The 16666-nt window shown below is 66.7% G+C and carries 1 protein-coding gene; it reads right to left on the bottom strand.

What is annotated here, in order from left to right:
* Positions 1-123: 123 nt before the first annotated feature.
* Complete coding sequence (locus NA5_RS41750) at positions 124-16629, bottom strand: non-ribosomal peptide synthetase (protein ID WP_084483903.1); 16506 nt, start codon at positions 16627-16629, stop codon at positions 124-126.
* Positions 16630-16666: the final 37 nt, after the last annotated feature.

Below are 16666 nucleotides of genomic sequence, written 5' to 3'. Positions count from 1 at the left end.
ACTTTGGTCTGCCGACCCCGGGTATCGATAGTGGGTTGTCCAGCGACATCGCGACTTCCGTGTCATTACCTGATCAGACCGGGATCCCTCCCTGAAGTGGCTGGTGAGCCTTGTGCAGTTGTGTCACAACCACTCGTGCAGGACCTCCGCGATGCGCCGGAGCGCCGCATCGGTGGTCATCCGCCAGTGTGTGGTGGCTATCGGGTGGTTGTGCACGGACCCTGCCACTGCGCCCGCCCAGGTCGCGGCGCCGACCGAACACGTCGGATCGTCGTGGGATGCGGTGAAGTAGACGAGGTCCCCGTCGAAGGAGCGCGCACGATATGCCGCGTCGAGAGTCGCCGAATCGATCGCTGCGGCGACCACCCTTTCGATCCGCGCGGCCCCGAAGGATGCGAACGGCTCGGGGAGCGTGCTCAGCCGCTGGGCCAGCCGAGACAATTCTACCGTTTCGTCCAGGCCTAATTCCGCGGCTTTATCGCCGAGCAGTCCACCGAGCAGTTCGGGCACCGCGACCTCGATCCCCGCGAGGGGCGATCCGGCGGCGGTCTCGAGTAGTCGACTGTCCATCATGCCCAGCAGCGCCACCTGCGCCCCTTCGTCCTGGAGCTGGACGGCCATGGCATGCGCGAGCACACCGCCGAGTGACCAGCCGAGCAGGTGGTAGGGGCCTTCCGGTTGCAGCGCACGAACGTGTTTGACGTAGTGCCGGGCCCAGTCCTCGATCGAATCCGGCAGCGGGTCCGCCGAACTCAGCGCGGGTGACTGGAGTCCGTAAATCGGCCGATCCGCGTCGAGATGAGCGGCCAGCCCGGCGAACGACCAGGCGATGCCGCCGATCGGATGGATGCAGAACAGCGGCTCGGCGGTGCCGGAGGTCCGTATTGGGAGCATTACATCGAATGCCGCGTCGGTACCGGCACCCTCGGTGCCGCGCGCACGCAACTCCGCGACGATTCCCGCAGGAGTGGGGGCGGTGAACGCCCACATCACCGGAATCGTTTCGGCCATCGCCTCGCTCAACCGAGCCGTCAGCTTGGTCGCGATCAGTGAATTGCCGCCGAGTTCGAAGAAGTTGTCATCCAATCCGATGCGATCCAGACACAGGACATCCGCGAAAATCTCGCAGACCATGGTCTCGAGCGCTGTCGTCGGCGCGCGGTAGGCGCGGGTGCCGAGCTCGGGTTGGGGCAGCGCCGCGCGGTCGAGTTTGCCGACCTGGGTCAACGGGACACTGTCGAGGACAACGATCGCCGTCGGAACCATATGCGACGGCAAAGTCCGTGCGGCCCAGTGGATCAGCCGATCCGGATCGATCACCCGGTCCATGGCGGCCACCACGTACGACACCAGAACCGTTGCCCCAGTGGGATTCTCCCTGCCGACCGTGACGGCGAAATCCACGTCCGCATGCGCGGCAAGTACCGCATCGATCTCGCCGAGTTCGATGCGGAAGCCACGGATCTTCACCTGGAAATCGGTACGGCCCCGATAGTCGAGCTCGCCGTCGCCGTTCCATGCCACCAGATCACCGGTGCGATACATCCGGGCACCCGGCTGGAACGGGTTGGCGACGAAACGTTCGGCCGTCAGGTCAGCGCGACCGAAGTAGCCCCGCGCCAATTGTTCTCCGGCCAAATACAATTCACCCGCAACGCCGACCGGCACCGGGCGCAACCACGAATCCAGTACGAATACCCGACTGTTCCACGCCGGTCCGCCGATCGGCACGGTCGGTTCATCGGCCCTGTCCACCTGATGGCTGGTGATCGACACCGCCGCCTCGGTCGGGCCGTACAGGTTGTACAGCGACGTATCGGGCGCCGCCGCCGCGAATCGGCGCGCCAGCGCGGCAGGCAGGGTCTCACCGATCGCCAGTACCCGGCGCAACGAATCCGGCAGCCGACCGGTCAGCAATGCGTCCAGCATCGATGGCACCGCGTGCAGCGTGGTCACGCCTTCACGGGTGATCAGTTCGTTCAGGTATGCCGGGTCGCGGTGGCCGTCCGGTGCGGCGATTACCAGGCGGCCCCCGCAGACGGCGGCCGACCAGAATTCCCACACCGACAGATCGAACGTCGCCGCCGTCTTCAACAACACCGCGTCATCGGCGGTCAATCCGAATCGCGCTGTCTTCCAGAGCAACTGATTGACTATCGCACCGTGTGAGACCGCGACCCCCTTCGGGCGACCCGTGGAACCCGACGTGAAGATCACATAGGCCGCGTGCTCGGGGCGCAACGGCGCGATTCGCTCCGCGTCGGTGATCGGGGCCGCGTCCATCGAGGACAGGTCCAGTCGATCCATCAGCACCACCGGCGCAGCGGAGGTCTCGAAACCGGCATCGGCATTCGTCAGCACACAAACCGGTGCCGCCGTCTCCAGCATGTACTCGGTTCGCTGCGCGGGCTGATCGGGATCGATCGGCACGTACACACCACCGGCCTTGCTCACCGCATACATCGCGACGACCAGATCCACCGAACGCCGAATGGCCAACGCCACCAGCGACTCCGGGCGCACTCCTAACGAAATCAAGTACCGCGCAACCTTGTTCACGCGTCGATCCAGCTCGACGTAACTGATCCGAACACCATCGGCAGTGACGAGCGCCGTCGATTCCGGTGTGGCAGCGACAGTCTCGTCGAGCAGTGACACCAACGTGGTGGCCGTATTCACCTGGTGCGCGGTGTCGTTCCACAGGGTGAGGATCCGGGTACTTTCGTCGGTCGCGAGCAGATCGATAGCACCGACCGGCCGGTGCGGGTCCGCGATGACGGCATCGAGGACGCGCACGAACCGGTCCACGAAACTGCGCACTGTCGACTCGTCGAACAGCTCCGCGGCGTAGGTGAAGAAGCCGCCGATACCCGTCGGCGCACCGTCCTCGTCGTAGCTGTCGGCCATGATCACATGCAGATCGAACTGCGACACCTGTCGATCCGTTGCCAACTCCGTGAGCGTCAAGCCCGGCAACTCCATCCTGGCCGGGGCCAGATTCTGGAACGAGAGCCCCACCTGGAACAGCGGATGCCGCGCCGTCGAGCGCACCGGATTCAGCACTTCGACCAATTGCTCGAACGGCACATCGGCATGGGCGAACGCTTGGACGTCGATATCGCGTTGCCGCGCAAGCAACTCCGTGAAACCCGCACTCGGATCCACCCGGGTACGGAATACCAGGGTGTTGACGAACATGCCGATCAGATCGTCCAGCACCGCCTCACCCCGGCCAGCTATCGGTGTACCGATCGCGATGTCGTCGGTGCCCGACAAGCGAGCCAGCAGCACCGCCAAGGCGGTATGCACAACCATGAACAGCGTGGCGTCCTCGGCCCGCGCCAACCGCGCCAGCGCCGCATGCGCACGCGCATCGATGCGCAACCGCACTCGGCCGCCGACGAACGACTGCACCGCCGGACGCGGCCGGTCTCTCGGCAATCGCAGCTCATCGGGTAGGTCGGCAAGGGCCCGCCGCCAGTAGGCGATCTGCTCGGCCGCCATCGACCCAGGCTGGTCGGCCCTACCGAGCAACGCACGTTGCCACAGTGTGTAATCCGCGTACTGCACGGCCAGCGGCGACCGATCCGGGGTCCGTCCGACCGCACGAGCCACGTATGCCGAGGCAAGATCACGAGTAAGCGGGCCACCGGAGTAGCCGTCACCCGCGATGTGAGCGACGACCATGCCGAGTACGAATTCACCGTCCGCGACCCGGAACAGCACCGCCCGGACGGGCACCTCGGCAGTAACGTCGAAGGTCGTCGAAACCAGTTCCAGTACAGCCGATTCCACCTCGGCGGCATCGACGGTCCGGACCTCCAGGCGCGGCACGTCGCAGTGTTCGGGAGGCAGGATGACCTGCACCGGATCCGATACATCCGAGTCGCCCACCGCTGGCTGCGGATAAACGGTTCGCAGGATCTCATGGCGCACAACCACATCTGTGAAGGCCTGCCCCAGCGCGGCGATATCCAGATCGCCGGTCAGACGGATCGCGACGGGAATGTTGTATGCGGTCGACTCGGTATCGAACTGGTTGAGAAACCACATCCGTTGCTGTGCGGGCGAGAGCGGAATACGTTCCGGCCGTGGGCCCGCGACCAGGGCGCGGCGACTGCCGGTGCCGGAGAGCTTCGCGACCTCTCGCGCACAACTCGCGACGGTGGGTGCGGCGAACAGCACACGCACCGGAACGCGGGCATCGATCGCCATGCCGAGGCGGGCTGTCACCCGCGTGGCGAGCAGTGAATTGCCGCCGAGCTCGAAGAAATTATCGTCGGCGCCGATGCGCTCGATGCCGAGCACATCGGCGAAGACACCGGCCACGGTCCGTTCCGTCACCGTCGATGGTTCGCGGTAGGTGCGCACCGTGAATCGTGGTTCGGGGAGGGCATTTCGGTCCAGCTTGCCGACCGGGGTCAACGGAATCTCGTCGAGCACCACGACCGACGCGGGAACCATATGCGACGGCAGGCTACGCGCCGCCCACCGCACCAGCTGATCCGGATCCGACGACCGCCCCATCACATACGACACCAGAATCGTGGTCCCGCTGGGGTTTTCGCGCCCGACGGTCACCGCGTACTCGACGTCGGGATGCGCGGCGAGCACCGCGTCGATCTCCCCGAGCTCGATGCGGAAGCCACGGATCTTCACCTGGAAGTCCGTGCGGCCCAGGTACTCCAACTCCCAACCATTCGGTACCTCGACCCAGCGGACCAGATCGCCGGTCCGGTACATCCGGTCGCCCGGCGCACCCCACGGATTCGCGACGAAACGTTCCGACGTCGAGCCGGACCGCCCGTGATAGCCGCGGGCCAGTGCCGGGCCCGCCAGATACAGCTCACCGGTGACGCCCGCGGGCACCGGGTGCAACCGCTCGTCGAGCACCGCCGCCCACCCGCCCGGTACCGTACGGCCGATCGTTATCCGTTGTCCCGCAAGCAGAGTCGTATAGGTGGCGCCGATCGTCGCCTCGGTCGGACCGTATCCGTTGATGAAGCGGCGAGCGGGCTGCCACCTGGCCAGCAGGTCGGCAGTGGTGGCCTCGCCACCTGCGGACACAACCTGCAAATCATCCAGGCCGGAGGGATCGACGGTGCCGAGCAGCGCCGGGGTGATGATCGTATGCGTCACCCGTTCGTCGCGCAGCAGGTCATGCAGTTCGGTGCCGCCGACGATATCCGGTGCGGCGATCACCAGGGTGGCGCCGCTGTAGAAGGTGCTGGACCACTCCTCGACCGATTGGTCGAAACTCGGCGAACACACATGCAGCATCCGATGTTGCGGCCCGAGTCCGAGCAGGTCGACGGTGTGGCCGACGAGTCCACCGAGCCCGGCGTGGGTGACGGTGACCCCCTTGGGCAATCCCGTGGACCCCGACGTGTAGATCACATAGGCCGGATGCGACATGCGCAGCGGCGCACGCCGGTCCGCGTCGGTCACCACGGCCGCCGAGTGGGCGGCGCAGCGTGCGAGCAGCGCGGGATCGTCGAAGACCAGCCAGTCCACCGTGTCGGGCAGACCGGACTGCGCGGAAACCGTAATGCCCAGCACCGCACCGGAATCGGCCACCATGTGCCGCACCCGGTCCACCGGATAGCTCGGATCGACCGGCAGATACGCGCCGCCCGCCTTGGCGACCGCCCATACCGCGGCGATCATCTCGTACGAACGCCGCATCGCCAGCGCCACCACCGTTTCCGGCGCGACACCTCGATCGATCAGTACCCGCGCCAGCCGCGACGACAGCTCGTCGAGCTCACCGTAGGTGTAGGCACGCCCCGCGTCGCGCACCGCGACTCGAGCACGCCCGAAACCGACTCCCCGGGTCAGCAGATCCGGCAGCATCCCGACGGTAACCGGGGCGCCGCCGCCCATCCGGGTCAGTCGCTCATATTCGTCGTCGACCAATAGCGGCAGATCGCTTACCCGCGCGGTGGGTTCGTGCACGACCGCGGCCAGCAGCCGAATGAACCGCCGGGCAAACATCTGCGCCGTATCGTCATCGAAAAGATCACGCGCGAAAGATATTTCGCCGCGCAGCCGATCCGAGCCGCCATCCGCGGCCGAGATCGCCAGTGCCAGATCCCCGACCGCATCCGGCGGACTCTGGAACGACAGAGCCACCTGGAATAGCGGATGCCGACCCGCCGCCCGCCGCGCTCCCACCAGATCGATCAACTCGTCGAACGGGATACCCGCGTGCGCGAATCCTTGGAGTTCACGCTGGTGGGCCTGCGGTAGGAGGTCGGCGAAGCGCGCGGCCCGATCCACGCGGGTACGCAGCACCAGTTCGGCACGGCGGCCGCCTGGCGTCGGAGTGCCGATCGCGATGTCGTCGGAGCCGGATAGCCGCGCGAGCAGTACCGCCAATGCCGTGCGCACCACCGCGGTCCATGTCACGCCCGCCGTGTGCGCAAGCTGTCGTAGGCCCAGGTGTACCTCGTCCGGTACCGAGAACTCCACCTGCCCACGGACATCGGACCGCACTGCCGTGCGCGGGCGGTCGGATGGCAGCTCCAGCCGATCGGGCAGCCCCGCCAACGCCGTGCGCCAGTATCGAGATCTGGTGATCGGGTCGTCCGATTCGGTGTCGCAGAGTCGCGCGATCTCGGCCGCGGTACGGTCCGGGCCCGTCGGCAGATCGTCGAGCACGCGGCGAAGCCGATCGGCCACGGCCCGCGCTGTCTCGTCGGCGACCATATCCCGCCGGTATTTGACCTGCACCAGCGTCCGGGTATCGAGGAAGACCACAACGGTGATCGGATAGTGCGTGAAGTCGGCCCCGCGCATTTGCTCGATCCGCAACCCGTCGATGGCGCCACTGGCCTGCTGAAGCCCGTCGGCGTCGATGGGGTAGGACTCGAAGACCAGCATGGTGTCGAAAAGCTCGTCATGGGTGATCGTGGGAGCTTGTGTAGTCGGCGGGGTGGGCGAGCACAGCGGGATGGCGGCCGACAGAGCTTGCGTAGTGGATATGGACGAACCGACCGCGCGTTGGATCGCGGCCAATCCGAGGTGGTGATGATCCAACAGCGACGCCTGCTCGGCCTGTAAATCGGCCAGCAGGGCAGGCGCCGTCGTGCCGCGATCGAATCGGATCCGTACCGGGACGGCATCCACGAACAGGCCGATCATGTCGCCGATACCGTCGAGTTGCGGCGGTCTGCCGGAGACCGTCGCGCCGAAGACGACATCGTCGCGTCCGGTGCTACCGGCGACGACCAGACCCCACGCCGCCTGGACCACCGTATTGGCGGTGACCTCGGCGGTAGCCGCGAAGGCGGTGAGCGCCGAGGTCTGTGCGGGCGACAGATCGAATTCACAGACGCCGAACCCGTCGCCGACCGCCGCTGGCCACGCCAGTTCGGGGGCGAGCATGGTCGCGCTGGCGCCGGTCAATACGTCCGACCAGGCGCGCACCGCGGCCTCCCGGTCTTGTCGCGCGAGCCACCGGAGGTAGTCGCGGTAGGGCCGGACCGGTGCGAGCCGTGCCGTGTCGCCGCCGGTCGCGTACAGGACCAGGAGCTCCTTCATCAACAGCGGCATCGACCAGCCGTCGAGCAGGATGTGGTGTCCGGTCAACACGAGGTGGTTGCGCTTTTGCTGGCCGGAGTCGTTGGTGTACACCGTGAATCGCAGCAGCGGCGCCACGGCAGGATCGAATCCGCGTCGCCGCTCGGCGCGCAGCAGTTCCGGCAGCTCGGCCTCGGACACGCCGTCGACAACCTGCCACGGCACCTGGACCCCGTCCACCACCAGCTGCACCGGCGTCCCGTCGGCCGTGGCGACGAAGGCCGACCGCAGGTTCGCGTGCCGGTCCAGAATCGTCTGCGCGGCTCGGCGTAACCGGCCCATATCCAGCTCGCCGGTCAGCTGGGCGGCCAGCTGGATGATGTAGGACTCGACCGAATCGTCCAGTAGCTCGATGAGTACCCGCAACGAGCCCTGCAGCGGTGACAGCGGCAGCACATCCGAGAGCCCGGGATAGCCCCGCCGCCACTGGTCCAACTCGACCTGAGAGACCCGTACCAGCGGCACATCCGATGGGGTCAGACCCCCGGCGGCCGGATCCTTCGAGTGGTCGGCAATCGCGGTGAGCGCGGCCAGCCAGTCCTCGGCCAACTCCCGCACCGCCGCCTCGTCGACAATCGCGGCGGCGAAGGCGAACGACGCCACCGTTCGCGGGCCATCGGCGGTATCGCTGACGATTGTGTTGATGTCGATCACCGCGGACAGCGGCAGGTCCGGATTCGGCTCTGCGGCAATGGGTCCCAGGTCCGCGGTCGGCAGCCAGCCCGCATCCGACCCGCGCTCGGGCACCGCACTCGCGGCGACGCGGCCGAGGTAGTTGAAGCTGATCTGTCCGAGATCACCGGCCAGCGCGTCGGCGGTATCCGGATTCAGATGCCGGAGCAGACCGAAGCCGATGCCTCGATCCGGCACCGAAAGCAATTGCTCCTTCACCGATTTCAGCACCGCGGCGGTCGGCTCGCCACCGGAGAGGGCGGCCGCGGTGTCGATTCCGGACAGGTCGATGGCCACCGGACTGATGCTGGTGAACCAGCCGACAGTGCGGGTCAGGTCAGCGCCGGGCACCGCGTCTTCCTCGCGACCGTGCCCCTCGAGCCGCAGTCGAGTGACCGGAGCGTCGATACCGCGCCGCGCCCGCCAGGAACGCACCGCCAGCGCGAGCGCGGCCAGCAGGCTGTCGTTGGGACCGCCCTGGTACAGCGCGGGAACTTTGGCGAGCACCGCATCGGCGACCTCGACCGGAACCCGGATATCGAACGCACCCCTGGTCTGGAAGGTATCGGCGACCGGGTCCAGGGCACGCGCGCCGAGCAGCGGATCCGGGGTGGCCAACACCCGGCACCAATAACCGAGTTCCTGCGCACGCTCCGGTGTGGCGGCCGCTTCCACCAAGGCGTGCGCCCAGCGTCGGAAGGAGGTGCCGACGGTGGGCAATGCCACCGGCTGCCCGGCGCTGTGTTGTGCCCACGCGAGTATCAGATCCGGGATCAGGATGCGCCATGACACACCATCGGTCACATAGTGATGGACCGCGACGGCGATCGCATCGCGCGCGTCGGGCCTGCGCAGCCACGTGCAGGTGATCATCCGGCCCGCGGCCGGATCCAGCCTGGCCAGCGCGGAATCCATGGCCGCGTTGGCGATTCGGTTCAGCTCGGCCTCGTCGGCACCCGTGGGCACCTCGACCTCGGCGACCAGCGCGTCGACCTCGACGGCGCCGCGAGCCGACACCTCGAACCGCCACTGCCCGTCCACCCGCCACACTCGCGAGCGCAGCACATCATGATGATCGAGCACCGCGCCGACGGTGGCCACCACACCCGCGCGATCGATTTCCTCCGGCAAACCGAGCACCATGCTCTGGGCGAACCGACCGAATGAACCGTTGGCGAGGAACCAAGCAAGTATCGGCGTGAGCGGAACCGTGCCGACTCCACCGCCGGGCAGCTCGGCCAAGACCGTCGCCGACTCCGCACCGACCACGGCAACACGAGCCAACCCCGCGACTGTCTTGTGCTCGAATACATCTCGCGTTGTGAATACCAGCCCGGCCGACTTGGCCCGCGACACCAATTGGATCGACATGATGCTGTCACCACCCAGGGCGAAGAACGAATCGTCCACCCCGACCCGCCGCACACCCAGCACCTGCGCGAAGAGCTCGGCAAGCCGGTTCTCGACCGTGCCGACCGGCGCACGTGAAACAGCCGTCTGGAACACCGGCTCCGGCAGCGCTGCACGGTCCAGCTTTCCATTCGAAGTCAAGGGAACCCGGTCCAGCACCACAATCGCCGTTGGCACCATATGCGACGGCAGGAACCCGGCCGCATACTCCCGCAGCTCGGCCGGTTCCACGACCCGCCCCGGCGTCGCCAGCACATACGACACCAATGCGGTTGTACCACCGGGCATTTCACGACCCAGCGTGACCACGAAATCGATATCGGCATGTCGGCCGAGCACGGTATCGATCTCGCCGAGCTCGATACGGAAACCCCGAACCTTCACCTGGAAATCAGCGCGACCGACATAGTCGAGCTGCCAATCCGGCGCCGCGAGATTCCCCGCTCGCTGCTCGGGTGCCGCGTACCAGCGCACCAGGTCGCCGGTGCGATACATCCGTGAACCGGGCCCACCCCAGGGATTGGCGACAAACCGCTGCGCGGACAACCCGGCACGATGCCAATAGCCACGGGCCAACCCGGCACCCGCCAGATACAGCTCACCCGTGACACCGGGCGGTACCGGATTCAACCGCGAATCCAGCACGAACGCGGAGCTACCCAGAATCGGCTTGCCGACCGTGATATGTTGCCCCGCAACCAGTTCCACATTCGACGACATGACGGTCGCCTCGGTCGGACCGTACGCGTTGAACAACCGGCGGCCGGGCTGCCATTTGGCCAACAGGTCCGGGGTCAGCACATCCCCACCCACGAACAGCACTTCCATCCGGTCCACACCGGCCGGATCGACCGTGCCGAGCACCGCCGGAGTGATGATCGTGTGCGTCACCTCCTCGGTCCGCAGCAACTCGCCGAGTTCCGGTCCGCCCATGACATCCGACGGCACGACCACCAATGTCGCCCCCACCGAGAACGCGCACATCCATTCCATCACCGACGGATCGAAACTCGGCGAACAGATATGCAGGTACCGGTGGTGCGGTTCGAGGCCGTATTGGGCGACCGAATGATCGACCAAATCGCTCAACCCGCCATGGGTTACCGCGACCCCCTTGGGCAGGCCCGTCGAGCCCGAGGTGTAGATCACGTAGGCCGGATGTTGGATCCGTAACGGCACGATCCGCTCGGCGTCGGTGACCGTGGCGGCTGACTGGTCGGCGCACAACATCGCCGTCTCCGGTGCATCCAGCACCAGCCAATCCACCTCATCCGGTAGCCGGTCGACATAGTCGGATCCGGTAATGCCAAGGGCCGCACCGGAATCGGTCAACATGTGCCGCACCCGATGCGCGGGATGAGCCGGGTCGACCGGCAGATGCGCACCACCGGCCTTGGCGATCGCGATGGCCGCCAACACCATCTCGTAGGAACGGGGCAGTGCCACTGCGACCGGCAGTTCTGGGCCGACACCTCGATCGATCAGAAGCCTCGCCAACCGCGACGACTGGTCGTCGAGTTCGCCATAACTGATCGACCGACCCCGGTATCGCACCGCGACCCGGTCCCGGCCCAACGCGACCCCACCAGTCAGCAGCTCAGGCAGCGACCGAGGCGTGCGCATGTCATCGTGGTGGACTCGGGTCAGCAGCGCGAGTTCGTCGTCGCCGAGCAACGGCAGGTCACCGATCGGGTCGCATGGGCGATGCACCGCGGCCGCCAGTAGGCGACGGAATCGCTCGGCGAAAATCTCTACTGTGCGGCGGTCGAACAAATCGGGCGCGAAGTAGAGGGTCGCGACGATGCCCGCGCTGTCTCGGTTCTCCCGAATGTGCAGGGACAGATCGAACGGCCCGCGTGCGACGGGAGTCCGATCACCGGTGGACATCATCACCTGCACCGGCGACCGGACCGGATCCAGTAATGCCGCCAACCCGTCGAACGCCAGGTCTGCTCGTGTGAATGCCTGTAGCGCAATGTCTTTCGCCTTCGCGAGCAGATCGTCGAAGGAGATTTCACCCGGAACGCTGGTACGCAGTACCACAGTGTTGACCGAGTCACCCGTTTCCACGGGTGTGCCGATCGCGATGTCGTCGGTACCCGATAGTCGCGCGAGCAGTACCGCGAATGCCGCGTGTACGACGGTGAACACCGTCGTATCGCGTGTCCGCGCGACCTGGTGTAACCGCAGATCCGCACCGATCTCGAACTCGACGCAGGCTTCCGCACGGGTGGGCACGGCGGGCCGTGGGCGATCCATGGGGAGGTTCAGCTCATTCGGCAGCCCCTGGAGCGCGGTGCGCCAGTAGCGCGTCTGCGCGATCAGATCGCCGCGATCGTCGAGGATCTGATTGATGTGCGCCGGTGTGTGCTCCGGCGTCGCGACGAATTCACCGATCAGCGCCCGCAACCGGTCGGCGAGTGCCTGCGCGGCCGTAGGGGTGATCAGCTCGCGCCGGTACTGCACCTGTACCTGGAGTCGGGTGCCCAACTCGACCACGACAGCCACCGGATAGTGGGTGAAGTTGCGACCTTGGAGATCGACGACTTCCAGCCCGTCGATCGTTCCGTGGGCCTGCCGTAAACCATCGGTGTCGACCGGATACGACTCGAAGGCCACCAGCGAATCGAACAACTCACCGGCGTCAGCGGCGCGCTGAATATCGGCCAACCCGAGGTAGTGACAGTCGAGCAACGAAACCTGTTCGGACTGAAGCCGAATCAGCAGTTGCCGCACCGGCGCATCGGAGTCGAACCGAACCCGCACGGGGACGGTATTCGCGAACAGGCCGACCATCTCGTCGACCCCGTCGACCTGTGGCGGCCGTCCGGAAACCACCGCACCGAATACGACGTCATCGCCACCGGCACAGGCCGCGAGCACCAGCCCCCACGCCGCCTGGACCACCGTATTGACGGTGACTTCCGTTGCGGCGGCGAACCTCAGCAGCTCCGCTGTTTCGGCAGGTGGCAGCTCGGCGGCGCAAACCCCGTGGCCGTCGGCGGCCGTCGTGGGCGGCGGCAGCGTCGTGGCCAGCCGAGTGGGTAGCAGACCGGCCAGCGCCGCGCGCCACCTCTGCCCGGTGGTGTCCCGGTCGTAGCGCGCCAACCAGGCGAGATAGTCCCGATACGGCCTGACCGGCGGCAGCGCCGTCGAAACACCGTCGGCCGCATAGGAAACCAGTAGTTCCTTCATCAGCAACGGCATCGACCAGCCATCCAACAGGATGTGATGCGCGGTCAACACCAGATGTACGCGTCCGGAGTTCGTGCGATACACCGTGAATCGCAGCAGCGGTGCCACCGTCGGATCGAACCCGCGGCGTGCTTCGGCGGCCAGCAGCGCCGCCGGATCGGTGTCCGATGTGTCGACGATGTGCCACGGGACCGCAAGGCCGTCGGCGACGATTTGGACGGGGTTGCCCTCGACCGAAGTTCTGAACGCGGCCCGCAGGATCGCCTGCCGATCCAACACCGCTTGCGCCGCCCGCCGTAGGCGATCCAGATCGATCACGCCGGACAACTCCACCGCCAACTGCAGCAGGTAGGGGTCTGCCGAATCGTCGGAAAGCTGTGTCAGGAAAAGCAATCCGAGCTGCAGGGGCGACAGCGGCAGAACATCGACCAGCCCCGGGTGCTCCCGCTGCCAGATATCGAGTTCGCTTTGGCTGACCCGCACGAGCGCGACATCCGCCGGAGTCAGGCCACCGGCCGCCGGATCATGGACGTGTCCGGCGAGCATGGTCAGTGCGGCCACCCAGTACTCGGCCAGCTCCCGCGCCGAGTCCTCGTCGATGACCTCGGACGCGTACGCGAACGACGCGTTCAGCTGCGCGCCCGCGTCGGTATCGGTAGCGATCGCGTTGATATCCACCACGGCGGCCGCGGGCATCGCCCGATCCTGGTCGGCTTCCGGGGTACCCCAGTCGGCGGTCGGCAGCCAACTGCGATCGGTCAGCACATCCGGCACGTCGCTCGCGGAAATCCGACCGAGATAGTTGAAGCCGATCTGGCCCAGCGCACCGCCGAGCTCACCCGCGGTTTCGGCGTCGAGATAACGCAGCATGCCGAAACCGATGCCCTTATCCGGCACCGCGAGCAACTGCTCCTTCACCGTCTTGAGCATTGCCGCGGTCGCGTCGGCGGTATTCCACGCGGCATCGGCGTCGATGCCGGACAGATCGAGCACCACCGGATACATGCTGGTGAACCAGCCGACAGTGCGGTTCAGGTCGGCACCGGCAACGGCGTTTTCTTCACGACCGTGTCCCTCCAGCCGGATTCGCGTGGCCGCGGCATCGACCCCTCTCTTCGCCCGCCACGAACGCACCGCCAGCGCCAACGCCGCGAGCAGACCGTCGTTGACCCCGCTCCGATACAGCGTCGGCAACTCGGTCAATACCGCATGGGTGACTTCGGTAGGCACTGTGACGGTGAACCGCCGCACCGTCGCCGCGGTATCGATGACCGGGTCGAGTGCCCGCGCGCCCAACAATGGGTCAGCGACGGTCAGTACCCGCCGCCAGTACGGCAGTTCGCCTTTGCGGTCCGTCGCCGCCTCGACCAGACCGTGCGCCCACCGCCGGAAGGACGTGCCGACGCCGGGCAGGGCGATCCGGTGTCCACCGTCGCGTTGCGCCCACGCGGTCACCAAATCCGAGATCAGAATGCGCCATGACACGCCGTCGATCACGTAGTGATGCGCGGCGATGATCAGCGCATCCCGGCCGTCCGGTCGGGACAGCCAGGTGCAGGCGATCATTCGGGCCGACGCCGGGTCTAGCGTGTCGAGGGCGGAATCCATTGCCGCACTGGCGGTTTCGTGCAGCTCATCGATGTCGAGTCCGGTGCGGACGTCGATCCGGGTGAGTAGCGCGTCCACGTCCACCGCACCCGGTGGCAGCGTGCGCAGTTGCCATCGCCCGTCGGCGGACCACACCTGTGCGCGCAACATGTCGTGGTGGTCCAGCACCGCGGTGAGCGTGGCCACCAGATCCGCCCGGTCGATGTGTTCGGGTAGGGCCAGCACCATGTGCTGGGTGAACCGGCCGAACAACCTTCCCCCGACGAGGTGTGCGGCCAGCACCGGTGTCAGCGGAATCTCCCCGACACCGCCGCCGGGCAACTCCGCGAGCCTCGGCACGGGATCGGCGCCGATCACCGCGACCCGCGCCAACCCGGCCACCGTGCGCTGCTCGAACACATCCTGGGGGGTGAACAGTATCCCTGCCGCGCGGGCCCGCGACACCAGCTGGATCGATAGGATGCTGTCGCCACCGACGGCGAAGAACGAGTCATCCGCCCCGACCCGCACACCGAGCACCTGCGCATACAATTCGGCGAGCCGGGATTCCACGGCGCCCACCGGGGCTCGCGACACCGCCGTCTCGAACACCGGCTCGGGCAACGCTTGCCGATCGAGCTTTCCATTGGGGGACAAGGGAATCGCGTCGAGTACAACGATCGCGGACGGCACCATATGGCCGGGCAATGCGGTTGCTGCGAAGCGTAGGAGTTCTCGGGTATCGATGGCAACGCCGTTGCGCGCCAGCACATAGGAAACCAGTACGGTCGCGCCCGAGGGGGCGACCTTGCCGAGAGTCGCTGCGTAGTCGATATCGGGGTGACCGGTCAGTGCGGCGTCGATTTCACCCAGCTCGATACGGAAGCCGCGGATCTTGACCTGGAAATCCGAGCGGCCCAAGTATTCGATTGCGCCATCGGCACGGCGCCGCACCAGATCGCCGGTGCGATACATCCGTACGCCAGGGGAACCGACTTCCCCGCCGAACGGATTCGCCACGAATCGCTCCGCCGTGAGCCCCGCCCGCCCCAGGTAGCCCTGCGCGAGCGCGGGACCGGAAAGGTAGAGTTCGCCGACCACGTCGGTGGGTACCGGGCGTAGCCGCGAATCGAGCAGTACCGCGCCGATACCTGGCAGGGCGGTGCCGATGGTGATCGGCTGTCCGGGCACCAACTCGGCGCTTTCAGTGGCGAGAATGGTGACCTCGGTCGGCCCGTAGGCGTTGTAGAGAGACCGCCCGTCGACCGCCCACCGCTCGACCAGCCCGGGGCCGAAGGCATCACCCGCGACGACAACCACCCGCAACGCGTCGAGTCCGCTCGGATCGACCGACTCCAGCGCCGCGGGCGTGATCAGCATGTGCGTGACACGTTCACGCCGGAGCAGGTCGGCGAGGTCGGCGCCGCCGAACACCGTCGGCGGGGACATCACCAGCGTCGCGCCGGAACTGAAGGCCAGCAGCAACTCGAGCACCGATACGTCGAAGTTCGGCGAACAAACGTGCAGCACCCGGGAATCGCCATCGACCGCATACCGCTCGCGCTGAGCGTTGACCAGCATCGCGAGACCGGCGTGCGTCACCACAACGCCCTTCGGGCGACCGGTGGAGCCGGAGGTGTAGATGAGGTAGGCCGGATGCTGTTCGGTCGGTGTGCCCACCCGGTCGACGTAGGAGATCGGATGTGCGGGTCGTGCCGCGATGCGCTCCTGGTGTAGCGGATCGTCGATGTCGAGCCAGTAGATCTCGGTGCCGAGCCGCGAGTGGTGCGTCGAATCGGTGAGCCCCAGCACCGCCCGGGAGTCGGCGACTATGAATGCGCTGCGCTCCGGCGGAAGGGTGGGGTCGACCGGCACGTAGGCCGCGCCGGTCTTGGCGATGGCCCATACCGCCAGCACCGATTCGATCGAGCGGGTGAAGCCGACGGCGACGACGTCGCCGGGGCCGACGCCCCGCTCGATCAGTTCCCGTGCCAATCGTGACGACGATTCGTCCAGCTCTGTGTAGGTGAGTTCGCGCTGATCAGCCGGTTCGCCGGTCGGGTTGTAGCGGATCGCGATCGAGTCGGGCGCGGATTCGACCGCTGCCCCCAACAACTGCGTGAAGAGCGGAATACTCGATCTGCGGCGAATTCGACCCCGAACAGTGCGACGAACCCTATCCATTCGAGTACTACAGTCCTCTCGCGCCGAACCCACAGCT

It is taken from the genome of Nocardia anaemiae NBRC 100462 (genome assembly GCF_001612725.1).
In the GTDB taxonomy this organism is placed as follows: Bacteria; Actinomycetota; Actinomycetes; order Mycobacteriales; family Mycobacteriaceae; genus Nocardia; species Nocardia anaemiae.
The sequence above is the reverse complement of the archived record's forward strand: the minus strand, read 5'-3'. Positions and strand labels throughout refer to the sequence as shown.